21 protein-coding genes are annotated in these 22,913 nt (G+C 60.1%); 12 read left to right on the top strand and 9 right to left on the bottom strand.

Going from position 1 to position 22,913, the window contains the following annotated elements; genetic code table 11:
* Positions 1-219 precede the first annotated feature (219 nt).
* Positions 220-1,167 carry an AraC family transcriptional regulator gene (locus D5261_RS02200; RefSeq protein WP_119323875.1) on the top strand — a complete coding sequence of 316 codons (948 nt, stop codon included), beginning with the start codon at positions 220-222 and terminating at the stop codon, positions 1,165-1,167.
* Here the strand turns inward: D5261_RS02200 and D5261_RS02195 are convergent.
* Both D5261_RS02195 and D5261_RS02190 read right to left on the bottom strand, forming a co-directional pair.
* Positions 1,164-2,840 (bottom strand): ABC transporter permease, encoded by a 1,677-nt coding sequence (locus D5261_RS02195; RefSeq protein WP_125206244.1) that lies wholly within the window; start codon positions 2,838-2,840, stop codon positions 1,164-1,166. The two genes, D5261_RS02200 and D5261_RS02195, sit on opposite strands and share 4 nt — an antisense overlap.
* Positions 2,841-2,845: 5 nt before the next feature.
* Positions 2,846-3,673 (bottom strand): ABC transporter ATP-binding protein, encoded by an 828-nt coding sequence (locus D5261_RS02190; protein ID WP_119323877.1) that lies wholly within the window; start codon positions 3,671-3,673, stop codon positions 2,846-2,848.
* A 74-nt stretch (positions 3,674-3,747) separates the two neighbouring features.
* Between D5261_RS02190 and D5261_RS02185 the strand changes: the two genes are divergently transcribed.
* A complete protein-coding gene (locus D5261_RS02185; RefSeq protein ID WP_119323878.1) occupies positions 3,748-4,821 on the top strand; it encodes a DNA topoisomerase IB in 1,074 nt (357 codons plus the stop codon).
* Positions 4,822-4,910: 89 nt separating this feature from the next.
* On the opposite strand, the gene D5261_RS02180 is transcribed toward D5261_RS02185, so the two are convergent.
* On the bottom strand, positions 4,911-6,356 hold the full coding sequence (locus D5261_RS02180; RefSeq protein ID WP_119323879.1) for a PAS domain-containing protein: 1,446 nt from the start codon (positions 6,354-6,356) through the stop codon (positions 4,911-4,913).
* 196 nt (positions 6,357-6,552) lie between these two features.
* Here D5261_RS02180 and D5261_RS02175 point away from each other — a divergent pair, with 196 nt between their 5' ends.
* Complete coding sequence (locus D5261_RS02175) at positions 6,553-7,143, top strand: hypothetical protein (protein ID WP_125206245.1); 591 nt, start codon at positions 6,553-6,555, stop codon at positions 7,141-7,143.
* 24 nt (positions 7,144-7,167) lie between these two features.
* Here D5261_RS02175 and D5261_RS02170 read toward each other — a convergent pair whose 3' ends face one another.
* From D5261_RS02170 to D5261_RS02160, 3 genes are all read right to left on the bottom strand, one after another.
* Positions 7,168-7,518: a hypothetical protein gene (locus D5261_RS02170; protein WP_119323881.1), complete on the bottom strand. Its 351-nt coding sequence runs from the start codon at positions 7,516-7,518 to the stop codon at positions 7,168-7,170.
* A gap of 69 nt (positions 7,519-7,587) precedes the next feature.
* Positions 7,588-8,013 (bottom strand): OsmC family protein, encoded by a 426-nt coding sequence (locus D5261_RS02165; protein ID WP_119323882.1) that lies wholly within the window; start codon positions 8,011-8,013, stop codon positions 7,588-7,590.
* 115 nt (positions 8,014-8,128) lie between these two features.
* On the bottom strand, positions 8,129-9,109 hold the full coding sequence (locus tag D5261_RS02160; protein ID WP_119323883.1) for a LacI family DNA-binding transcriptional regulator: 981 nt from the start codon (positions 9,107-9,109) through the stop codon (positions 8,129-8,131).
* Positions 9,110-9,328: 219 nt separating this feature from the next.
* Here D5261_RS02160 and D5261_RS02155 point away from each other — a divergent pair, with 219 nt between their 5' ends.
* The 3 genes from D5261_RS02155 to D5261_RS02145 all read left to right on the top strand — a co-directional run bounded on the left by D5261_RS02155 (position 9,329) and on the right by D5261_RS02145 (position 11,555).
* Positions 9,329-10,132, top strand: coding sequence for a DUF1559 family PulG-like putative transporter (locus D5261_RS02155; RefSeq protein ID WP_119323884.1), 804 nt, complete (start codon positions 9,329-9,331; stop codon positions 10,130-10,132).
* Positions 10,133-10,166: 34 nt separating this feature from the next.
* The gene (locus D5261_RS02150; RefSeq protein WP_119323885.1) at positions 10,167-10,385 is read left to right on the top strand and encodes a hypothetical protein; all 219 of its coding nucleotides are present in this window, start codon (positions 10,167-10,169) and stop codon (positions 10,383-10,385) included.
* Positions 10,386-10,559: 174 nt separating this feature from the next.
* The gene (locus tag D5261_RS02145) at positions 10,560-11,555 is read left to right on the top strand and encodes a GGDEF domain-containing protein (RefSeq protein WP_119323886.1); all 996 of its coding nucleotides are present in this window, start codon (positions 10,560-10,562) and stop codon (positions 11,553-11,555) included.
* A gap of 10 nt (positions 11,556-11,565) precedes the next feature.
* Here the strand turns inward: D5261_RS02145 and D5261_RS02140 are convergent, their stop codons facing one another.
* Both D5261_RS02140 and D5261_RS02135 read right to left on the bottom strand, forming a co-directional pair.
* Positions 11,566-11,934: a helix-turn-helix domain-containing protein gene (locus D5261_RS02140; protein ID WP_165864520.1), complete on the bottom strand. Its 369-nt coding sequence runs from the start codon at positions 11,932-11,934 to the stop codon at positions 11,566-11,568.
* Positions 11,935-11,944: 10 nt separating this feature from the next.
* The gene (locus tag D5261_RS02135; protein WP_119323888.1) at positions 11,945-12,163 is read right to left on the bottom strand and encodes a hypothetical protein; all 219 of its coding nucleotides are present in this window, start codon (positions 12,161-12,163) and stop codon (positions 11,945-11,947) included.
* On the opposite strand from D5261_RS02135, the gene D5261_RS02130 reads away from it, so the two are divergent.
* The 6 genes from D5261_RS02130 (at position 12,156) to D5261_RS02105 (ending at position 20,840) form a co-directional block, all read left to right on the top strand.
* Positions 12,156-13,184, top strand: coding sequence for a LacI family DNA-binding transcriptional regulator (locus tag D5261_RS02130; protein WP_119323889.1), 1,029 nt, complete (start codon positions 12,156-12,158; stop codon positions 13,182-13,184). The genes D5261_RS02135 and D5261_RS02130 overlap by 8 nt on opposite strands.
* Positions 13,185-13,447: 263 nt before the next feature.
* Positions 13,448-14,236, top strand: coding sequence for a DUF1559 family PulG-like putative transporter (locus tag D5261_RS02125; protein WP_218025721.1), 789 nt, complete (start codon positions 13,448-13,450; stop codon positions 14,234-14,236).
* Between the two features lie 26 nt (positions 14,237-14,262).
* Positions 14,263-14,517, top strand: a complete 255-nt coding sequence (locus D5261_RS02120) for a hypothetical protein (protein ID WP_125206246.1) — start codon at positions 14,263-14,265, stop codon at positions 14,515-14,517.
* A 141-nt stretch (positions 14,518-14,658) separates the two neighbouring features.
* Positions 14,659-17,604 (top strand): carbohydrate-binding protein, encoded by a 2,946-nt coding sequence (locus tag D5261_RS02115; RefSeq protein WP_218025722.1) that lies wholly within the window; start codon positions 14,659-14,661, stop codon positions 17,602-17,604.
* A gap of 40 nt (positions 17,605-17,644) precedes the next feature.
* Positions 17,645-19,372, top strand: coding sequence for a fibronectin type III domain-containing protein (locus tag D5261_RS02110; protein ID WP_165864521.1), 1,728 nt, complete (start codon positions 17,645-17,647; stop codon positions 19,370-19,372).
* Positions 19,373-19,418: 46 nt separating this feature from the next.
* Positions 19,419-20,840: a DUF4832 domain-containing protein gene (locus D5261_RS02105; protein ID WP_165864522.1), complete on the top strand. Its 1,422-nt coding sequence runs from the start codon at positions 19,419-19,421 to the stop codon at positions 20,838-20,840.
* A 74-nt stretch (positions 20,841-20,914) separates the two neighbouring features.
* Here D5261_RS02105 and D5261_RS02100 read toward each other — a convergent pair whose 3' ends face one another.
* Complete coding sequence (locus tag D5261_RS02100) at positions 20,915-22,855, bottom strand: methyl-accepting chemotaxis protein (RefSeq protein ID WP_119323893.1); 1,941 nt, start codon at positions 22,853-22,855, stop codon at positions 20,915-20,917.
* Positions 22,856-22,913: the final 58 nt, after the last annotated feature.

The raw sequence follows: 22,913 nt of genomic DNA, 5'->3' as shown, positions 1-22,913 counted from the left end.
TAGCGCGCTAGTAGCTTCTTGAGAATGAACATTGTGATATTAAAGGTGTACTTTTTGAGCGAAAAACAAAATTTGAGCAATTTTGCTGATTTTCTCAAAAAGCCCATTATCACCATCAAAGAAATGTTTTCGATGGTTTGGATGGATAGCCACGTTTAGTATTGCGCGCTAGTAATATTTGAGATATGCACGCTTTAAAATCAAAGGTGCACTTTTTGAATGAAAAACAGGTATACCGTCGTACAGGCGGCTGTTCATAGCCGCAAGGCGACGTTTATCCAGATGAAACACTTTTACCGCTATCTCCCGGTTGGCGAAGAAGTCCGGCGTCAAAGCCTGTTTGTCGTCTCGGGCGGTTACACGCTGATCCCCCCGCATACTCCGTATCCGCCGCTGAACCATCCGGACGATCATGACTTGCGCTGGACACAGGGGCGGACGCTTCAGGAGTATCAGGTGATCTATATCACGCGTGGCGGCGGCGTTTTCCAATCGAGATTGGGCGGAAGCGCGCAGATTAAGGCGGGGATGCTCTTTATGCTATTTCCCGGGGAATGGCATCGCTATAGTCCAGACCTTGAGACGGGATGGGATGAATATTGGATTGGTTTTCAGGGGAAGCGCGCGGCGGAGCTGGTGGCGGAATATCCACTCACGACCGCGCAGCCTGTGCTGAATATCGGTCACAGCGAGCGCCTGGTGGAGGAGTTCAGTCGTATCTTCCAAGAGATGCGCGACGAGCAGGTCGGCTATCAGAAGGTGATTGCGGCCGGAGCGCTGCAGGTGCTGGCGGTTGCAATGGCGGCGTCCCTGCGTCAGAACTTCGCCGGAACGGAAATTGCGCGCGTCGTCGAGGCGGCGAAGGCGAATCTGCGCGAGAGAGTCCATGAGCCGGTGAATGTGGAAGAGCTTGCGGTGGAGCTGGGAGTCGGTTATTGCTGGTTTCGGCGTGCCTTCCGTGAGTATACGGGGATCTCGCCCGCACAGTACCATCTCCAGCTGCGAATCCATCATGCTTCGGAACTGCTGCGCACCACGACGCTGACCGTCGAAGCGATCGGCCAGCGATCGGGCTTCGAGTCGGACAATTATTTCTTTCGGATCTTCAAGAAAAAGATGGGATATACCCCGGGGGCATATCGGTCGATGACGAATACGGATCGTTAATCCGGCGGCGTGACCTGCGCGGCGATCTCCGGCTCGCGGCGCAGCAGCCAGGTTTCGGCCTGGCCCAGTAAGATCCCGTAGAGCGCGATGGAATAGACGGCGGCGAGGGGCAGTGAGAGCGCGTACCAGGCGGGGGAGATGATGGAGACGGCGGGCAGCAGGATCGCCATGGCGACCGGGAAGAGGGCGAGCAGGGTGACGCCGTAGGCGAGCAGGTGCAGGAAGGCGACGGCGCAGCCGGCGCTGTCGCCGCCGGCCGCAGGCGCGCCGCCTTTTTGCCAGCGCTGGCCGCGCACGATCATCCGGTGCGGCAGCTGGACCGAGATCAGATTGCCCGCCGCCAGCAGCACCGGGGACGCCAGCAGCACCCAGGTGATCGTGATCGGGATCTTTTCCCAGTGCCCGCTGAACGCCGCCGACAGCAGCAGCCCCGCCGCATTCAGCGCCACGAGCATCACCAGATGGGCCAGGTTCTTTCCCAGCAGAATGTCTCGTCGTGAGACGGGAAGCGAAAACAGGACGGAGATCGCAGCGCCTTCGCCGCCGAAGCAGTTGAAGATCAGCGGCGCCATGGAGAGCAGCAGCGCCCCACTGAGGGCGATGGGGATGTAATCGCCGAAGAACGATGGCAGCGCTCGCCCCGACGAAACTGCGGGCATGAAGATCGGCGCGGTGATCATCACCAGATAGAATACGCTCTGGACCGCCAGCGCTTTGTACTGAGGATCGCGCCGCAGGTAAACGAACTCCTTGGCGGCGATCGCCGCGATCGTCTCCGGCAGCCACCCGGGGAGCTGCGGCCCCTTCGCTAACGGCGTGGCGGCGGACGGCTGCCCGATCCGGGCGATGCCCGGTCCGGCGTCGCCCAAATAAAGCTGGCGCAGGACCCGCGCGGCCGCCGCCGCGATCGCCGCGCCGGCGGCGAGGATCAGAACGAGCAGCAGCAGCGCGCGTCCCCAGTCATTCGCTGCCGTCGCCTCCAGTCCCGACGCGGCGAAACCGGAGGGGAGCCGATCCGCAATGCGCCAGGGCGGAGCGTTGAGGATCTGTGGCGAAAGAAGATTGTGACTGAATGTGGAGAACCGCCGCACGAGGACCTGCTGGCCGACGTAATAGCACAATCCGATCAGCGGGAACAGCACGACGGTGATATCGCGGAAACGGCGGCTGCGCAGGAACCCGACAAGCGTCAGCGTGATCAGCTGCGCGAGGGCCAGCGTCAGCAGAAGAAATGACGTCAGCAGCAGGAAATTGAGGACGCCCGCCCCAAAATTCGGCGAGAAGTGAACGAGGAGCACGACCAGCGGCGGCAGCATCAGCAGCACCGGCGTGTCGAGAAGTCCTCCCAGAACGCTGCCCACAAAGATCGTCTGGTAGGAGATCGGGTAGACGAATAGTTTGGTCAGGTCGTAGGATTCGTTGAGCTGAAACCCAAGCAGCGGGGTGACGGCCCAGATCACGAATACGACCGTAAGGGCGTCGCGGGCAATCGGCATTTGCAGCGAAGGGCCGACATTGTTCAGCAGCCACCAGAGGCCGAACGAAACGAATCCGCTGACCGGCAGGAAGGCCAGCAGAAGCAGGATCGCGCCCAGAATCTTCCACGTGCTGCGTCGATAACCTCGCCAGGTCAGCTTGAGCTTCAGCTCCAGCATCAGTCGAAGAGAGGACATCGGGATTACTGCTCCCCGTCGAAACGCGACACGGAGCGCGAGTACCATGGCTGTGACGCGTCGGCGACGGGCGACGCCTCATCGGGGGACGCCACGAGATGGACGAAGATATCCTCCAGGGAGGTGTCGTGGGTCAGCGCTCGCAGTTCATCCATCGTGCCTTCGCCGACCAGCCGGCCGCGCGCGATGATCGCCACGCGCGTACACAGCTTTTCGACGACTTCCAGCACATGGGACGAAAAGAAGACCGTCGCTCCCATCTCCGTTCGCTGCTTCAAGACATCGCGAATCTTGCGCGAAGAAAGGGCGTCGATCCCATTGAACGGCTCGTCGAGAAACAGCACGGGCGGGTTATGGATCATCGCCCCGGCGAGCGCCGTTTTCTTCTTCATACCCATGGAGAAATCGACGATCAGCTTATCGCCGGCGTCGCCCAACTCCATCACGGCAAGCAATTCCTCGCTGCGCCGCCGCGCCTCGGCTAGCGGCATGCTGTACATCTGCCCGGCGAACACAAGAAATTCGGACGCCGTTAATCGCTCGTAAAGATTCAAATCCTCCGGCAGCACCCCGATCGCGCGCTTCACCGCCAGCGGATCCACGGCCAAGTCATGCCCGGCAATCACAATCCGCCCCGACGTCGGCCGGAGCAGCCCCGTCAGCATCTTAATGCTCGTGCTTTTCCCCGCCCCGTTCGGTCCCAGAAAGCCGTAAAACTCCCCCGCCGGCACCCGCAGGCTGATATTGTCGACCGCGACGATATCCCCCGACTTCTTGCCGCCCTTATACACTTTCGTGAGTCCGTCACAATACACGGAAATAGAATCTTGCATTGAACAACTGTTCGGCATTGGGACGGGGGAGTCCTGCGTGGGAGGCTGGTTTCTGTTTTGGGTAAATACCCTTCATGCATACCCAAGCGACCACTCAAGAACTTCATCCCGACCCCATGTTGTCCGCCAAGGAAGCCGGACTGCGTTATCTCTCCGACACCAAACCCGGCATCCGGCGTCAGAAATCCGGCGATGGGTTTCGGTATCTCGATCCTGATGGAAAAGTCGTCAAGGACGAGGAAACGCTGAAGCGAATTCGGTCGCTCGCCATCCCGCCGGCGTACACCGACGTCTGGATCTGCCCGCATCCCAAAGGGTATTTGCAGGCGACGGGCAGAGACGCGCGCGGGCGCAAGCAGTATCGCTATCACCCGAAATGGCGTACGGTGCGCGATGACACGAAGTACACGCGCATGATCGTCTTCGGCGAAGCGCTGCCGCATGTGCGCGAGCGGGTGTTCCACGACCTTGGTCTGCCGGGCTTGAAGCGCGAACGGGTCCTGGCGACGATTGTCCGATTGCTGGAGACGACGATGATCCGCGTCGGCAACGAAGAGTACGCGAAGACGAACAAATCGTTCGGGCTGACGACTCTGCGCAATCGGCATGTCGATGTGGGATCGTCCGCGCTGAAGTTTCACTTTCGCGGCAAGAGCGGCAAAGACCATTCCATCGAGCTGCACGACCGCCGTCTGGCGCGCATCGTCAAGCGCCTTCGCGACTTGCCCGGACAAGAGCTGTTCCAATTCGTGGACGACGACGGGAACCGCCACTCCATCGACTCAGGCGACGTGAACGCCTACCTCCGAGAAATCTCCGGCGACGACTTTACCGCCAAGGACTTCCGCACCTGGGCCGGCACGGTTCTCGCCGCCCTTGCCCTCTGCGACTGCGAGGAGTGCGACACGGACACCCAGCGCAAGAAAAACGTCGTGCAGGCCATCGAAGCCGTCTCCCAGCGCCTGGGAAATACGCCGTCCATCTGCCGCAAGTGCTATGTCCACCCCGCCGTGATCGAATCCTACATGGAAGGCGCGCTGCCCGAAGCCCTGAAGGACGTCAAAGCCGCCATTGCCGCCGATCCGCACGCGCTGGACGAGGGGGAGGCGGCGGTGATGAAGTTGTTGCGGAAGCGTGGGAAGGGATAGAGAGGGCTTGCCAGGGAGGGGGCGGCCGAAGCGCCGGGGGTGGATTTGCACCCGAAGGCCGGTCGGAGTTCACTCGGGAGCCGCTCCCTCTACAGCCACGCCGGCAGCGGCTGGACGCGTTCTTGCTCCAGGATGACGATGGTTCCGGTTGAGCCGGTCAGGAGATACACGCGGTCGGCGGTTTCCAGCATCATCTTCAGGCCGTGGCCGAGCGTGGATTTGGTGCTGAAGCCTCGGGCGAAGGCGGCTTTGGGCAGGTTTTCCATCGTGATGCCCAGGCCCTGGTCCTCGACGCGGACCTGTACGACGCCATCGTCGCTGTAGGAGACATACGCGGTTCCGCCGCCGGCGTGGACAATGGCGTTCATGCCCGCTTCCGACGCTGCGGTGAGGAGGTCCACTTCTCGCTCGGCGGCGTGGCCGCACTTCTGAGCGGCTTGCTGAGTCTCGTGGCGTATCGCGCGCAGCGCGGCGGTGGAATCCATTGGGATCGGACCGTGTATGAGCGTGCGAACCGGCGGGAGCTGGCCGGGATGGTCGCAGAGCAGGAGTTTGCCGCCGGTGACGCTGGAGAGGACGTCGCGCAGGAAGGAGCGCTCGCGCAGACGGGCGCGGGCGGCCTCCACGGCGCCGCGTGTTTGTGTTGCGATGGTCTCCACAAGGGAGATGTCACGTTCGGTCCACAGTCGCGGCTGGTCGGACATCGCGACGACGAGCGCGGTCATAACTTCATTCTGATGGACCGGCGCCCGCACCAGCGCGCGCAGGCCCAGCTTGACCGACATGGCGTTGTCCGGCAAGGCAAACGAGTCTTCCACGACATCGGTCGTTCCGGACAGATACGCGGCGTTGCGGTTCAGGTGATAGGCGAACATATCGTATTCGCCGGCAATCGATTCCAAGCCATCCCGGTTCCAGTCCGGCCCGACCGTCCCGCGTCCGCGCTTCTGATCGTACGTCACATAGTAGCAACGGTCGGCGTTCAGGGCCTTCCCAAGGACTTCCGTGGTGGTCTTGAGGATCAGCATGGGATCGGTGGCGCTGCGCGCCGCGCGGCCGATCGTGTTGACAATCACTTCGCGCTTGTAGGCTTCCATCAGGTCCGTTTGAGCCTGGAGGAGCCGCGAGTTATCGGTGACGAAGATGGCGATTCCCTGGACCTCGCCGCCGGCGGCGGTGTCGGGAACAAAGGTGGTGTGGACGTAACGGCTGCCCCCGCGCTGGTAGGACATATGCGTGTCGAACTGCGTGACATGGCCGGAGCACGCCGCGTCCAAATGCTCCTTCGCGGCCGCAAAGGCGACGGGGCCGACAATGTCCGCGATGTGCTTGCCGCGCATCTCATCGCCCGTCAGCCCGAACCATTCCGTATAGGCGCGGTTATTAAAGCGGTAACGCAGGTCGACGCCGACGTAGCCGATCAGCAGCGGCGCGGAATCCGCGATCCGCCGAAGCTGATGCGGCGTTTCGGCGCTCAAATCCGCCGCCGCCACTGTTTCCAAGACGCGATCTTGCTCGCCTCGCGGCACGTCCATTCCGTCCTATCCTCATTTCCAGAGAAACGCCCGGAAAGCATCATTCCACCGAACTTTGGGCTCAAAGGGCGATACTGCCTATTTCCATGCTTAAGCGCGGAGTTCCTGCTCAAAAACAGGTCTTTCGACCTACTCCGGTTTGTCCGTATGCCGGTATGATCCCATCAATATCGGCGCCGTCGTCACAGGGGGAAATATGCGAACGCTCTATATGAGTGTTGGGATCCTATTGGGAATATACAGCGGCGGAGCCTTGGCTTTTTTGATGGTGTCAAACTCCGGTTGCGCGCAGGAAGCTGCTCCCTGGGCAATGATGTATTTGCTCATTCCCTTGGGGGGAGGCGGTGGTGCTGTCGGTGGCTTGCTGGCCTCCAAACTCCATGGCTATATGTATTCAGAGCCCCAACTCTCTATTGCTCGATGGCGGCGGATATTCATCCCTTGCGCATTCGCCTGCACTGTTCCTCTCTTGATTTTTTTGGTATTTCATACTCCCATCAATTACAACATCCCGCCATCTGACGCTTTCATTCTCATGGATTTTCCAAGGCGCAAAGCATTGATGGAGCAGATGCCTCCGGCTATCGATTTTACGGTATGGAATTCGCCGGCCTTCAGCGAAGAGTGGGAGGGGCAAGCGAGTAAAGGCTATGCAAATTTTAAGACTCCCCCGCCAAATCTGCTGCCAAGTTTGGATAATGTTCCTCACGGTGGGGATAAGGACTTCAAAGCTTATCGCCACGTTGAAGGCAATTGGTATCTGTTCTTCTTTTATAAGCCCCCATAAATTTGAGGGCTGTTATGTTGCTTTCTAATCCTCGCCTGCGCGTTCGACGGCGCGGAGGGCGATTTGCTGAAACTCTTCTTCGTGCTCCAAAATGCTGAGATCGGTCTTGTTCCAGTCTTGAAATTTGGCTTCGCCGAACTCCACGGTCACCAGCGCCATCGTGGCGTTGCTGGAGCGGGAGCGGCGGACGGGGACGTCGGGGTCTTCTTCGTCGCTGTCTTCCTGGGGGTGGAAGGTGACGGTATAGACGCGCATTTCTTCGTCGTTTTTGTTGCTTTGTAGCAGCTTGACGAACTTCGCCGGAACCTCGCCGCCGACCGGGGCGACCGGCTTTACTTCCGTACGGTACATCGATTCGAGGTCTTGCTCGGCCATAAGTAAATTTCCTTGACGTGGAGCGCCCGGCGACGTTACGCCGCCGGGCGCTCGCAATGGACCGGGTTCTTAAAGCAGCGTTGCTTTGAGAGTGATGGGCGTGGCGGCCAGCGCTTTGGAGACCGGACAGTTGGCCTTCGCCGATTCGGCGGTCTTCTGGAACTCTTCGTCGCTCAGGCCAGGGACTTCGCCTTCGGTCGCCAGATCGATGCCGGTGATGGCGAAGCCGCCGTCAACGGGGCCGAAGTGGACCTGGGCCGTGGTGTGGATCCGGGTCGGGACGTGGCCGCCCGCGGCGAGCATCGCCGCGAACTGCATCGAGAAGCAGCCGGCGTGGGCCGCGCCGATCAGTTCTTCCGGATTGGCGCCGACGCCGTTCTCCATGCGGGACTTGAACGAGTACGCGCCTTTGAACGCGCCGCTGCCCAGCTCCATCGTTCCCTGACCGTCTTTCAGGTCGCCTGTCCACTCCGCATCCGCTTTACGTGTCGCCATTGAATTCTCTTCCTCCGTTGTTGATGAGTTCGTCGGTGGGAGGATACCCAATTTTGGCGGGATCCGTCTGTGGTTGGCGAGAAAGTGGGGACACAGCCGCGCGTGCGGGCTCGCCCTAAGCCGTGTCGCCCGCGACGAGCGTGACGGGGAATGTGGTGACGGGAGGCAGGGTCTCGCCTTCGAGGAGCTTGAGGAGCATTTTGGACGCTTCAGCGGCCATGTCTTCCCAGGGAACTCGGACGGTGACAAGCGCGCGGGCAGGGAGGAGCGTGTCCAGCAGCCCGTCGAAGCCGACGATCGCGATATCTTCGGGCAGCCGTGCGCCGGTTTGGAGGGCGGCGCCCACCATCTGGTAGGCATAATAGTCGTTCCAGCAGCAAAGCGCGGTGGGATGATCGGGAGTCGAGAGCATCCGTGTGAGAAATTCGGCGGGGCGAAGCCGTGGGAACGGCAGCACCGTGCAGCGTCCGCCGCGCTCGGCCATCAGGCGCGTGATCGTCTGGGAGCGCGCTTCGATGGACGCCAGCTCCAGGTGCGATGTCAGGTAGGCGATGTGCCGGTGGCCCCGGCTCCAAAGATAATCGGCGAGCTGGCGCATCCCGTCGGCGTCGTCGGCGGTGACTGAGGGAAGCATCGACTGCCGGTCCGCGATCGCCACGGCGGGCATCCGAATGCGGGCGAGCTCGGCCACGACGGGATCGCCGCTCTGGGCGTGGACCACCAGGCCCGCGACTTTGCCGTCGTTGAGCCGCAGGCGGATCTCGCTGGGATCCTTCCCATCGATATCGACATGGACCAGAAAGTCGTAGTGCAGGTCCGAGCACACGCGCTGGATTCCCGTATAGACTTCGGCGAGGAACGGGTCGCGCAGACTGTGGTAACCGTAGCCGGTGTAAAGCCCGATCGTGTTGGTTCGCTGGATCTTCAGCGATCGCGCGATGGCGTTCGGCCGGTAACCCAGCTCATCCGCCACCTTCAGCACATGGTCCCAGGTCTCCCGCTTGATCTTAGACTTTGTGTATCCTCGCATGACGTGCGACGCCGTCGTGAGGGACACACCCGCCTTTTCCGCAATATCGATTAATCGTGTCGCCATTGAACCATTGATCCATCCGCCGCGCCCGCGCGGGCCACTGAGCAAATTCTAGCACAATGGCGTGTGCGTGTCAAACCGCCGTTGTTCGGACGCAATCGCGATGATCTCCTTGGGAAAATTGGTCCTTGACACGCGGAATATCCAGTGATATAATCTAACTACAACGTTGTAGTTATCTGCAACAGACGTCCGATATCTTACCGCTCCAGGAAAGCAACTATGATGAAAACAGATCGAAAGCAAGGTTTCACGCTCATTGAGCTGCTCGTTGTCATCGCGATTATTGCGATTCTTGCCGCAATCCTCTTCCCAGTCTTCGCCAAGGCGCGCGAAAAGGCGCGAGCCATCACCTGCTCCAGCAATCTCAAGCAGATCGGCCTGGCGATGATGCAGTACGTTCAGGATTACGACGAGACTTATCCCTTATCCCGGTTCGGCTATACGTTCACCTCGCCGGGCGGACCTCAGGAAGCGGAATGGGACACGGTGATCATGCCGTACGTCAAGGCGGGAAGCGTGGACGCGCGCAACGGCGGCGTCTACTCCTGTCCTTCCTTTCCGGTTCCCCACGAAGGCAACCAGTATCATATCCGATTTGATCTTTTTCCCGACTTCAACGGGACCACTTCCACGCTGGCCCGTGTCGATGCTCCCGCCGAAAAAGTCATGATGCTGGAGGGCGGCTCGAATGGCGAGCCGGCGACCGGCCCGTGGGGATATGGGATGTTCCCGGCGGCGGAGTACGCCTGGTCCACCGGCGGCCTGAACGCCGCCAACAACTATCACAATCCATCGACCGCCGTGGATCTCGTGAACGGCGACTGCGATGCGACCACGGCCGCGCAGATCGGCGCCTGGGCCGGCTGCAACCAGCTTCCGCGCTACCGCCACGCGAACACGTCCAACTTCCTATGGCTCGACGGACATGTCAAATCCAAGAATCGCGGTCAGATCGATTGGTACAAAGATATCTATATCAGCAGTGTCAGCGACGACGGCTCGGCCGGAACGGCTCCCTATTAAGCATATGAGAATATCACGATCAAACAGGAACTGGATGATCCTCGCCGCCCTCTGCGGGGCGGCGACTGCCGGATGCGCGCCGCGAGACATGGCGCCCAAAGCCACGGCCTCGGGAGCGTCCGTCGCGGACCGCATCACGGCCATACGCAATAATCCGAATATTCCCGAGGACGCCAAGGCGCGTGCGATCGCCGCGCTTCAGGGCGGCGCCCAGACCCAGTCGCAAATGCAGGCGGGCGCGAACAAGCATTGATCCCGCGAAAGTCCATGGGCGCGCTGTCCTAAGGCGTCGCCCTTGGACTGGCCTCCGTCCACACCGTCACGTTCATGCGAGAGTTTCTTGTTGTAGTTCGCGCGCCGAACCGGGAATAATCCGAGTAGGATTACCGATCGCCGGCCTGCGGCATGCGGCAGGAAACACTCGCTTATGAAAACGAACGTGCGCTATTACAACTTCTTTTCGCGGTTTCTCTTCCCCAAAAGCTATCTTGCGAAGTTTCTCCTGCTCGCCGTGATCGGCATGCACGGTCCGATGACGATCGCGATGACCTGGATGCACCGATCGAACTACGGCGCGCCGGGAATCCCCGGCGGCGGCATGCCTCCCGGTCCGCCTCCGCCGGCCGGCGTCCATCCGGGGCCACCGCCGCCGATGGGGACGGATTTCGGGCCGCTCTGGTTTATCGTTTTCGGCGCCGTTTTTCTCTTCTTTGCCCTGTACGCCCTCTTGCAGCCGATCTCGGCCTGTTCGCAAAGCCTGCGCGACTACATGGAGCATGGGATCCTGCCGAAGCTGCCCACGAACGGCAAGGACGAAGCCGGTCTGCTGATGTCGGACCTGCAAAAGACCATCGTGCGGCTGGATACGCTTTTGAAGGAGCAGGAGCACCGGGCGACCCGCGATGCGCTCACCGGTCTCGCGAACCGCTCCTGGAGCGACGCCCGCCTGAAAGACGATCTGCCTCGCGCCCAGGCGACGCGCGTTCCGGCGTGCCTGGCGATGATCGATCTCGACCATTTCAAGGAGATCAACGACCGTTACGGCCATGAGGCCGGCGATCAAGTGCTGCAGCAAGTCGGACGGATTTTGAACGAGGAGCTCCGCGCCGGCGACTGGGCGGCGCGCTGGGGCGGGGACGAGTTTGTGGTCATGCTGTGGAACTGCGACAGCGCCGCCGCCGCGCAGGTTCTGGAGCGTATCCGCGCCCGCGTGCGCAGCGCCGTCTGGGCATTCGCCGCCGGCGTCCGCCCGAACCTTTCGGCCAGCATCGGATACTGCGAATACAACACCATGGATTCCGCCGAGCAGCTGTTCGTCAAATCCGACAGCGCGCTCTACGCCTCAAAATTGGAAGGCCGCGACTGCGTGAAAGCCTACAACCCGCGCCTCCAGCTCATCAGCGAAAAACTGCGAATCGCATAAGCTGGCGAAGTTAGGGACACAAGCCGCTTGTATCCTCACCGGACTCCTCGCGTCGAAACTGATCGTACAAGCTCTGCATCATCGCCCGCGCCGCCGGCTGCATGTCGGCGCGTATGCCGCGATAGAGCCGTACGATGTCGTCGTTATGCGTGCAGGCGTGGTCGTCCGTATCTTCGCCCAGCAGATAGCATGCGCGAATTTCCAAAATTGCGGCGATCTCCGTCAGATCCGCCGCCGACACCGCCGTTTGCCCCGACTCCAGGCGAGAGTAATTGCCCCGCGACATTTCCAGCCCGTTCGAAACATCCTGCTGACTGAGATTGAGCTGTTCGCGTCTTGCCCGAATCAACTCACCGATTTCCTTCTGACTGGTCGCCACATTGATGTCCTTATTTGATCGCGTCGTTTCTCTTTAAGAATACGGAAGAAGCGCGTTCGGCGTTACGAGCTTTCGGCGCCATGTCATGCTCGCCAAGCGATGCGAACGACCGGCAGCCGGCTTTTTCCTGAACCTGCAATGTCGAGAATGGACAATTGACGATTGCTCCTTGCCTTTGGTATGATGGAAACGGCGCCATATGATCGCCGGGAGCATCGATTTTGATCACGATTAAGGATATTGCCCGTACCGCGAACGTGGGCGTCACGACGGTTTCGCGTGTGATAAACAACCATCCCCGCGTGGACCCCGTGACGCGCGAGCGGATCCTTCAGTGCATGCGCGATCTTAATTACTACCCCAGCGCGCTGGCGCGTAACCTTTCGCGTTCGCAAATGAATGTGATTGGGATTGTATTTCCAGAAGGGGTTTTGGTAATTTGGGGCGCTAATAACTACTTTGCTCCTACGCTCAACGGCGTCGCGGCGGCGGCAAATGAATTGCATCAGAGTGTACTGCTGTGCTCTAACGATGTGTGGTCGAATGTTCCAAACAGCTTCTCAAGTCTGCTGGATCGACGCTGTGACGGGCTGCTGCTCTTTGGAATGCCCCGGGAAAACGACCTGACGCCGGTGCTCCTGCGTTCTGGATTTCCCTTCGTGATGGTGAGCGATATGTCGGAAGACAAGCGCGTCGCAAGTGTCGATATCGACAACGTCGCCGTCGGACGGATGGCGACGCAGTACTTGCTGGAGCACGGACATCGCCGCATCGGATTCGTCACCATGGTCACTGGCTACGAGCATTACAATTGGAGCTTGAATCGCTTTCGGGGATATCGGCAGGCGCTTGAGGATTGGGGGGTCGGCTTTCGCGAGGATTATGTGTCCCCAATCCTTACCAGCAAGGATCGAAGCTGGAAACGCTTCGAACACTTCCTGGAAATGGACCCGCAGGTTCGCCCGACGGCGCTATTCTGCATGGAGGATGAATCCGCGGTCGATGGAATTCGGTACATGCAGGAGCGCGGGCTCAAAGTCCCCGACGACCTCTCGTTCATCGGTGTGAACGACCTGCCGGAAGACGCCATCACGGGGCCGGGACTGACCACGATCTGGCAGCCTTTGGACCAGGTTGGCTCCCAATCCATGCGGATTGTCCATAAGATGGTCCGGGGGGAAGTGGGACGGGACCACCGGGAGTTACTGCCGGTCAAGCTGATCGAACGCGGCTCGGTGCGCGCGGTGTGACGGCAGGCCAGACCGCCGCGAAAAAGCGGCGGACCGCCGCTTTGGCAAGGACGGCGCAAATTCTCCAAAAGATATCTTGACAGGAAAACAGGGCTGTGTTATCATGACTCACGTTGTGGAACCGTTACCATGATTCATGGTAACGGTTCCATAGAGGCGAATACCCATAAAGATCGATGCGGCGCAGACTTCGCCGGCGCTCCGTTTACGCATTGATCCATCATTCGGATTGTCCGATTCACCCAAGCAAATTGGAGGCAAGAGTGAAAAAAACTGGTTTTACGCTGATCGAACTTCTCGTTGTTATTGCAATAATTGCTATTCTTGCTGCGATCCTTTTCCCTGTCTTCGCGAAAGCGCGGGAAAAGGCCCGGCAAATTAGCTGCGCCAGCAACATGAAGCAGCTCTCTCTGGGGCTCATTCAGTACGCTCAGGATTATGACGAGAAGTTTCCGCTGGCCAATGAGAAAGATGACGGGGGCGGATGGGGATGGTGGTGGACATGGGCTTACACCACGCAGCCGTACGTGAAGAGCTATAACGTGTTCCGATGCCCTGACGACAGCGCCGCCGTGACAGGCAACGGCGTGCCTGCTAAGTCTTATCACGTCAACACCTTCTTGTGCGATTCCGGGTTCGCCACCTGTGGTCCCATGTCTCCCGGGGGGGACTGGGCCACGGGAGCAACCCCTCTGGTTACCCCCTCGCTCGCATCGATCAATCGACCGGCGGACACGATCCTGATTGCGGAAGCTCACAATGCCGAATCCGTCGCCCACAACAGCGCTCAGAAAGGGGACGGCATTTTTGCTTCCGCTTCTTTTATCGGGCAATCCTGGCAGGACGGTTTCCTGGGCTTCGGGGAAATCCCCGACGGAAAAGCGACCGGCAACTATCCCTTCGGACCGAATGGGGCTGTTACGGCCGCGCATACCGGTCGGGCGAACTTTGCATTCTGTGACGGACATGTCAAATCGTTGCTGCCGATCCAGACCGACCCGGACCGCGCGGGTGATCCGGATCATAATATGTGGAACGCGGCGCGTAATTAAAGGGTGCGTTTATGAAGGGTATGTTTATGATCGGTATCGTCAAACGAATGGGCAAAAGCATACTCCCGACTGCTGTTCTTCTTGCCTGCTGCGCTCTTTGCGTCTGTGGCTGCGGGGCGAAGAAGACGGAAGATCAGGCCACGCGTGAGCAGTGGGAGAAGTACAAGCATCCGACCCCCGAGATGCTGGCCAAACTGAACGCGCAGCAGCAGGCCAGCAACGTGGCGCCGGGGAAGCGGGCGGACAACCCGGGCGCTTCGGCTGCTTCCGGTCCAAAGTAACAAGCGGCGCTCATCGGGAAACGCAGGATTCCCGATGGGCCCTCGACAGCAAAGGTCTACAATCGGGTTGTCCTGTTCCACAAATTAGTATTATTAGCTGCAATTGCCGTATAGATACGGCCTATCTTAAGGAGACAATCGATGATCGAAGAAGAACGATTTCTCAACACAAGGCGTTCGCAATGGGGCCAAGCCGCGCGCTCCGTCCGCGGCGCCCTCGCCGCTGCGGCGATTTCCTTCCTGTGCGCGCAAGGAGTGATGGCGCAGTGGGTGCAGGTTCCATTGCGCAATGCCGCCGCGAAAGCGAATGGGCAACCGGGCGGGGAAGGCTGTCAGGTGATCACCAATATCGCGTCGGACAGCACCGGCAGCGTCCTGATTTTCGGCACCGATGTCGGCGGCCTCTACCGAAGCACGAACTCCGGCGCACAATGGCAGCCGATCGATGTGGGCTACAAACCACGCGGCAGCGCTTATGTCGCCATCGATCCTGCAAACAGCAACGTGATGCTCTCGATCGGCGCGAACGGAGGGTCGCGCTTTGGCTTCCACGGCGTCTGGCGTTCTGCCGATCAGGGCAATTCCTGGACGAACGTTCTGCCCAAAGACAACGATCTCGACAGTGTGTCCGGAGGCCGGGGCGCACGCATTCTGGTCTTTGATCCAACGAGCGTTTCCGGGGGAGCAACGCAAACCGTTTACTGGTGTACGTCCACGAATATCGCCAGCGGTGATCAGGGCATCTGGAAGTCCACGAATAACGGAGTGAGCTGGACCCACCTTACCACAAGCTACGCGGGTTCCTACCTTGCGGTCAGCCCGCTCAATGGCGCGCTCTATGTGGGCGCCAGCGACGGGCTGTACAAATACTCGGGCGGCGCATTCACAAAAATTCAGACCGGCCAGATCTTCGGGGTCGCTGTCTCCTCCAATCAGCCGAATTGGATCTATACCGTTCGAAGCTTCGACATCGAACTCTCGACCGACGGCGGCGGTACCTGGACCAAGAAAGGCGGCGGGGGGCTGCCGACATCTGCATGGAATGGCGGTCCCGGCTGGTTCCGCATTGAGGCGAGCCCCGCCAACGCCAATTACCTCTCCCTCTGCCACGATACCGGATACTGGGCGCAGCACCCGCATTATTACTCGACTGACGGCGGCAACAACTGGGTGGCGCCCAGCGCCAGCAAGACCAATGCCTTCCGCAATGTCGATATGATCGCTCGCACCCAGACAAGCTGCTTTCACCCGACCGTCGCCGGCACAATCTGGGACAATGCCGACGACCAGGTTTTTAAAAGCACGGATGGCGGATCGAACTTCTCGTATTGCAACAATGGCTATACAGCGTTCACATGCGATACGATCTACAACTTCAACCCGTTCAACGCCAACCTGCTGATGGTGACGTCGCAGGATTACGAGTCGGCGGTCACGACCAACGGTGGCGACACCTGGCAATATCTAGATCCGCACCAGACGAACAACTCCACGGACAACAGTCCGGGATGGGGAGGCTATCAGTATGGAGGCTATGCGTTCGATTCCAGCATCATGATTGCCGGAGACGCACAGGCATGGAATGGGGACACGACCATTCGACGCACGACGGATGGCGGCGTGACTTACAACGATTGGCTGAACGCTCCCAACGCCGACGACAGCAACAATCCCTGTGTGGTCAGCGGCGGCAACTTCAAAGTCGTCACGCCCGATCCCTCCAACTCCAGCATGGCCTACTACGGTCACTTCCGAACATCCGACAAAGGCGCGACATGGCATGGAAGCGTCTATATCAACAACGTCGCCTGGTGCGATGGCGTCTTCACCTACAATGGGGATCCTAACGGCGATCACGCGCTGTACGGCGCCAGCGGCAATACCGTGATCAAATCCACGGATCATGGCGCCACATGGCAATTCGTCCATCAGTTTAACGATAGTTTTATCCGTGATATCGCCTATAACTGGAAGAACGGCCGCGTGTATGTCGCCGACGATCTTCGCGAACTGCGAACGTGGGACGGAACGACCGAAAGCGACATCACCGGCAGTCTCCCCGCGGACAACAATAACAGCTATGGACGCGTGGCGACGGTCTGTGTCGATCCCGTCGATCCCAATATCATGTACATCGGCAACCACGCCGACCTTTATTGCACCAACTTGGCCGTCGCCAAGTCCACGAATGCGGGGGCGACGTGGACAAATCTCACCAAACAGGTCGGCGGAACCGGTCTGGACGGCGGTCATGAGGCGTACTGCGTCCGCGTCAACCCGAGCACCCGCGAGCTATGGGCGTTCGGCGAATGCTATGGCGTCTGGAAATATCCCGCTCCCGTCGGCGGGGAATCGGTCTATAACGGCCCGCATAACATTCCCGGCGTCCTGCAGGCCGAGGACTACGACAATGGCGGCGAAGGCGTAGCTTACCATGATACGGACAGCGCAAACAACGGCGGCGCATACCGCAACGACGGCGTGGACATCGAAGCCACAACCGATACGGGCGGCGGTTACAACGTCGGCTGGACTGCCGCCGGGGAATACCTCAAGTACACGGTCAACGTCGCCGCGGCGGGTGCGTATACGGTCACTTTCCGTGTAGCGTCCACGACCGGTCAAACCGGAGCGTTCCATCTGCAGAACGCTAGCGGAACGAACCTCTCCGGAGCCGTGAACGTTCCCAACACCGGCGCATGGCAAACCTTCACGAATGTCACGGCAAACGTGACGCTTCCCGCAGGCGCGCAAGTCCTGACCCTTGTCGAGGACGCCGCCAACTTCAACCTCAATTCCATCACCTTCGCCAGTGCGGGCGGGACAATCACCCTTTCCGGCGCGGCAGGCAGCCATCAGGCCGCCTTATCGTGGAGCGCGTATTCGGGAGCGTCGAGCTATCGCGTTAAGCGCAGCGCGACCAGCGGTTCCGGTTACTCATGGGTGGTGACGGGCTGGGGAAGCACCAGTTATACGAACACGGGATTGACGGCGGGGACTGCTTATTACTTTACGGTGGCGGCGCTTGACGGAAGCGGCAATGAACTCGCCAATTCCAACGAGGTCAAAGTCACTCCCACTCCGTAAAGCCGCGATTTTTTCGACCAGGAGAAGAGAAAGAGACGATATGTTCAAGATCACAAATTCCCTGCGCGCCAACGCAAATATTCCAACGCGGCGTATCCGCGCTTTGGGCCGCGCGGCGGCCGCAAGTATCGCCGTATTGGCGGGGATCGCGGGAATGGCGGCGTGCGCGCAGGCGCAGGCGACTTTCAGTGGAACGGACTCGCACATCTACTACAACGGGCGTATGGAGAATCTCGGCGCGATGGCCTGGACAGGTCAGACCGTTACGATCAAGTTCACGGGCAGCGCGACGATCTCCGGCAACTTCCAGGATAACTGGGGCTATACAGTTGACTATGCCTGCTTCCTTGACGGGGTGAAACTCTCCGTGCCCGCGCTGATCGGCCTGAACGCCGGCAACGGACAGGATGTCGCCATCGCCACGGGGCTGAATTCGAGCGCCGCGCATACGCTCCTGCTCTACCGGACAAGCGATACGGAATATCCGTGCTGGATCAACAATATCAAGCTCGATACGGGAGGAACATTGCTGGCGCCGGATGCCCCATCGTCACGCCGCATTGAGTACTACGGCGACTCGGTGACTTCCGGCGGATCGATCGATGCGACGAACTCCAATCCCAACACGAGCGACGATGGTCAGTATTCACAGAACAACTACGATACATTTGGCGCCATCACGGCGCGCAGCCTCAATGCGGAGGCGCGTTTCGTGTCGCATGGCGGCGCGGGACTTTGTTCCAGCTTCCTGCCAAGCACCAATGATTCGGCGACCCTCACGAACTACTGGCATAAATCGCGCTGGGATTCGTTTAGCACGGACCCCTCCACGGTTTCCGAATGGGACTTCACAAAATGGCGCCCCCAGGCGATCGTCATTGGGATCGGCCACAACGATATCTATCGCGGCGTCAGCGAGGCCACGTTCATCGCGGCCTATAAGAACCTGATCTCCGGGTTACAGGGCAAGTATCCCGGCGTCAAGATTTTCTGCATCAACACAAGCATCGACGACGCCACGACGCCTGGCCAGAACCAGTACACATGGTACAACGACACGTTCAATGCGGTCGCGGGAACTAACGTCTATACCAAGACATTCGCCGGTACCGGTCACGGCGGGCACCCCCGCGCCGCAGACCACATCGTGATGGCGAACGCCATCACGCCTTGGATTAGCGGCGTCATGGGATGGAGCGGAACGGGTGGTGGAGGCGGCGGCGGTAACTCCATTACCCTGTCCGGCACAGTCGGCAATGCTCAAGTGTCTCTCACCTGGAACGCATACTCAGGCGTCTCCAGCTACCGAGTCAAGCGCAGCGCGACGAGCGGCTCGGGCTACTCCTGGGTCGTGACCGGCTGGGGCAGCACGAGCTACACCAACACCGGATTGACCAACGGCGTAAGCTACTACTACGTCGTCGCCGCGCTCGACGCCAGCGGCAACGAACTGGCCAACTCCAACGAGGTCAAAACCACTCCCGTTGCGCCAGGCGCCGGGAACGCCATTACGCTGACAGGAACGGCGGGCAGCCATCAGGCCGCCTTATCGTGGAGCGCGTATTCGGGAGCGTCGAGCTATCGCGTCAAGCGCAGTGCGACCAGCGGTTCCGGTTACTCCTGGGTAGTGACGGGCTGGGGAAGCACCAGTTATACGAACACGGGATTGACGGCGGGGACTGCTTATTACTTTACGGTGGCGGCGCTGGATGGAAGCGGCAATGAACTCGCCAATTCCAATGAAGTCACAGTCACTCCCACTCCATGAAAGCCGGGCGCTTCGGGGCGGATCTTTTCAGAGGCAAGCATACAGCATGATGATGACAACGGACCTTTCTCAATTCTGGGATACCGATCGGGTTCTCCGAAATCCCCACAAGGGCTGGTATCACCACTATTTCGACAACGGCATAACCCATTATATGCCGGAGCGCGATGAGGATCTTGAGCGGTTTCCTGGGCTGAACCACCTCTACTTGCGTCTTCCCTGGAGTGACCTGGAGCCGGAGCAAGGCGTTTTTCAATGGGCGCTGATCGACGATGTCATCCGCAAGTGGGTGGCCAAGGGCTATACGATCAGCTTCCGAATCACGTGCAAGGAAACCGGGACCGTGTACGCCACGCCGGAATGGGTGCGCGTACTCGGATGCCAGGGCCGCTTCATCGATTCCTTTTGCAGCAAGGGGGATTGGCGCCCCGAGTATGGCGATCCGGTCTTTCTTCAGGCGCTTGACGCCTTTCATGAAGCGTTCGCCGCCCATTATGACGGTCAGCCCTGGGTGGAATATGTGGATATTGGGAGTTACGGCGAATGGGGCGAGGGACACAACAGCGCCACCGACCGTCTCCAGCTTCCATTTGAAGTCCTGAAGCAGCACATCGACATCCACAAGCGGCATTATCGAAAGTCCCTGCTTGCCGTTTCCGACGATCTTCCGTACGAAGGCGTCACCGCGGACGACAGCCGCCTGATGCTCGACTACCTCGTTGAAAGCGGGATCACATTTCGGGACGACAGCATCCTTGTGCGCTATTATATGGACGTTTATCCCGACAGCCACTCCGTGCGTTCGCCGGAATACTTCGCGCGTGTCGCCGGCGATCGGCCGACGATCCTCGAAATTCAGCACTACGGGATGTGTACGGGAGACGCCGACCCGACATGGTCCGGCGCCAACGGCTCCGTGCGCGGCGCGGCTACGCTGGAAGGCGCCATGGAACTGATGCGCGCCACATGGATCGGCTACCATGGCGACGCCCGTGTCTTTCTGGAGGATAACCCGCTCACTGCGGCTCGCCTGGCCAATCGCTCCGGCTACTGGTACTTCGTCCAGACGATCCAGCTTGCGGATACGCTGTCGCCGGGCCAGACAACTCAGATTCGACTTACCTGGCGCAACGCGGGCGTTGCGCCATCCTATCACATCTTCGAACTGGTCCTCACTCTCTCCAGCGGCAGCGACGAGCGCCATGAAGTGATCCCCGATTCCGGCAACCGCCGGTGGCGGCCAGACGAAGACTGCGTCGAGGACTATCCCTTGAGCATCCCCGGCGATATCCCGCCCGGAGAATATGATTTGCGAATTCGACTACAGGAACGTGTCGGGAAGATCGTCCGCCCGGTTGCGCTGGGATTCCAATCGGCCATCGAAACCGACGATGGGTCATACCGCGTGGCGCGCATTTCGATTGTCCAGAGCGAGAAACCAGTTCCGGTCCTGATGATTCAGATCTAAGAACTACTGACAAACGAAAGGGGCGGGGCCGTTGTATCGGCCTCGCCCCTCTCTCGTTTACGGAACCTCCGATGCTAGGCGGCCTTGAGCAGCGTTAGCTTTGTCGCGCCTGATTCTTCCACTTTGAATCCGCGTACGGTTTCGGAAAGCGTCTCGGCGACATCGCTCAGATCGCTGGAGCTTTGCAGCAAGCTCGCGGCGGACTGCGCTTGCTGGCCGCTCATCGCCGAAACGCTCTGAATCGACGCCGACACCTGCTCCGCTGACGCGCTCATCTGCTCGGCGGCGGCGCTGCTCTGCTCCACGACCGCCGCCACGCCGTCGATCTCCGCGCTGATCCGGTTGGACTCGGCGCTCATCTGGCGAGTCGCCTCGTCGATCCCCGCGATCCGCGCCGCCACGGACGCCGCATGGCGGGCGATCTCCGCCAAAGCCGTTTCTACTTCCCCGGCCAGGCCAACGCCCGTCGCCGCTTCCTGACGGCCCTTCGCCGTCGCCGCCGTCGCCGCCTGCGTGCGCTCCTGAACCGTCGCGATCATCGACGTGATCTCACGCGTCGCCACCGCAGAACGCTCCGCCAGCTTGCGCACTTCCTCCGCCACCACCGCAAAGCCACGGCCCGATTCCCCGGCCCGCGCCGCCTCGATCGCCGCGTTCAGGGCAAGCAGGTTCGTCTGCTCGGCGATCTGGTTGATCGTCTCGACGATCGAGCCGATCGTGCGCGCCGATTCGCTGAGCATGCCCATCGTCTCCGCGCTGGCGTCGATGGTCTGCTCGATGGAGCGGATGCTTTGGATGGAGCGCGCCACCGTGCTGGCGCCGCGCTCGGCGGCTCCGGCGGCGTCGCTGGCCGCGCCGCTGGCTTCGCCGGCGCTGTGGACGACGCTGTCGATGGATCCGGTCAGGTTCTTGAGACGCTCGCGACTGCTGGCGAGCGCCACGGCCTGGCTGGCCGCGCCCTGCGCCACTTCGCTGGCGCCGCGCGCCGACTGCTCGCTGGCGCTGGAGACTTCGCCCATCGTCGCGCTGATCTCCTCGGAACCCGAACCGACCTGCTGCGCCACGCTGACGACGGAGGCGGAAGACTGGGTGACTTGTGCCGCTGCGAGCTGGAGCTGGCCGACGACGCCGGTCAGTGACGCCTGTGAGCGTGTGAATGAGAGGATGGTTTCCTTCATGGTGTTCAGCATCTCGTTGAAGGTCACCGTGACCTGGCCGATCTCATCACGTGACTTGACCTCGATCGGTTTTGTCTGGGGAACGACATGCACCGTCAGATCTCCGCGCTCCAGGGCAGTGATCGCTTTATTCAAGTTGGCGACGCAGATGGTGCGAATGCTGTTGTAGCCTTCGGAAACGAGCCGCAGCGGCTGGGTAATCTGGCGCGTGATGATCAGCGCGAAGGCGCAGCCCAGGATCAGGGACGCCGCTAAGAGGCCGGTCAGCAGCAGAACTCCATCGTGATACGCCGCTTCCGATCGCTTGGCGTTATTATCGCTGTTCTGGACAATCCAGGCGCTCATGTCGCTGATCTTCGCGCTGATGTCGAGAAAGGTGTGGAGCATGTCTCCATTCAGGAGGAGGGAGCCGGCGGCGACGTCATTTTTGTGGCTCGCGGCGAGAAACTTCTCTTGATATCCTAAGTATTCATTCCACTTTTGCTGGAGGATATGGGTGTTTTGGATGTCCTGAGGCGCGACGGCCGAATCGACGTTATGCTGGACCGCCTTCGTCGTCTTATCGATCGACGCCGTCATACTCGCCTCGACCTCTCCCTTGCCCGCGCTGTCTTTCGTCAGCAAGTGACGATATTGCAAGATCCGCAGCTGCTTGGATTCCCCCTCGATCGTCTTCATGTCCTGGAGATCCGGAACGGTGTCCGTCACAAAAAGGTCCGTGATATGGTTCTCGTTCGCCATCTGACGAATTGCGACGCCTGTGAGCGCAGCCGACAGCAGTAAACAAAACCCAAAACCGATCGCAAGCTTGTATGCGATCTTCAAATTGGTGAACAAAATTCTTCTCCTGTCCTAGCCGATCCGCAGCGGCGGGTAAATCTGTGAATTTCCTGGA

Origin of the sequence: Capsulimonas corticalis (genome assembly GCF_003574315.2) — a bacterium.
GTDB classification, from domain to species: domain Bacteria; phylum Armatimonadota; class Armatimonadia; order Armatimonadales; family Capsulimonadaceae; genus Capsulimonas; species Capsulimonas corticalis.
Note: the sequence above shows the minus strand (reverse complement) of the source record. Positions and strands in the feature narration are given on the sequence as shown.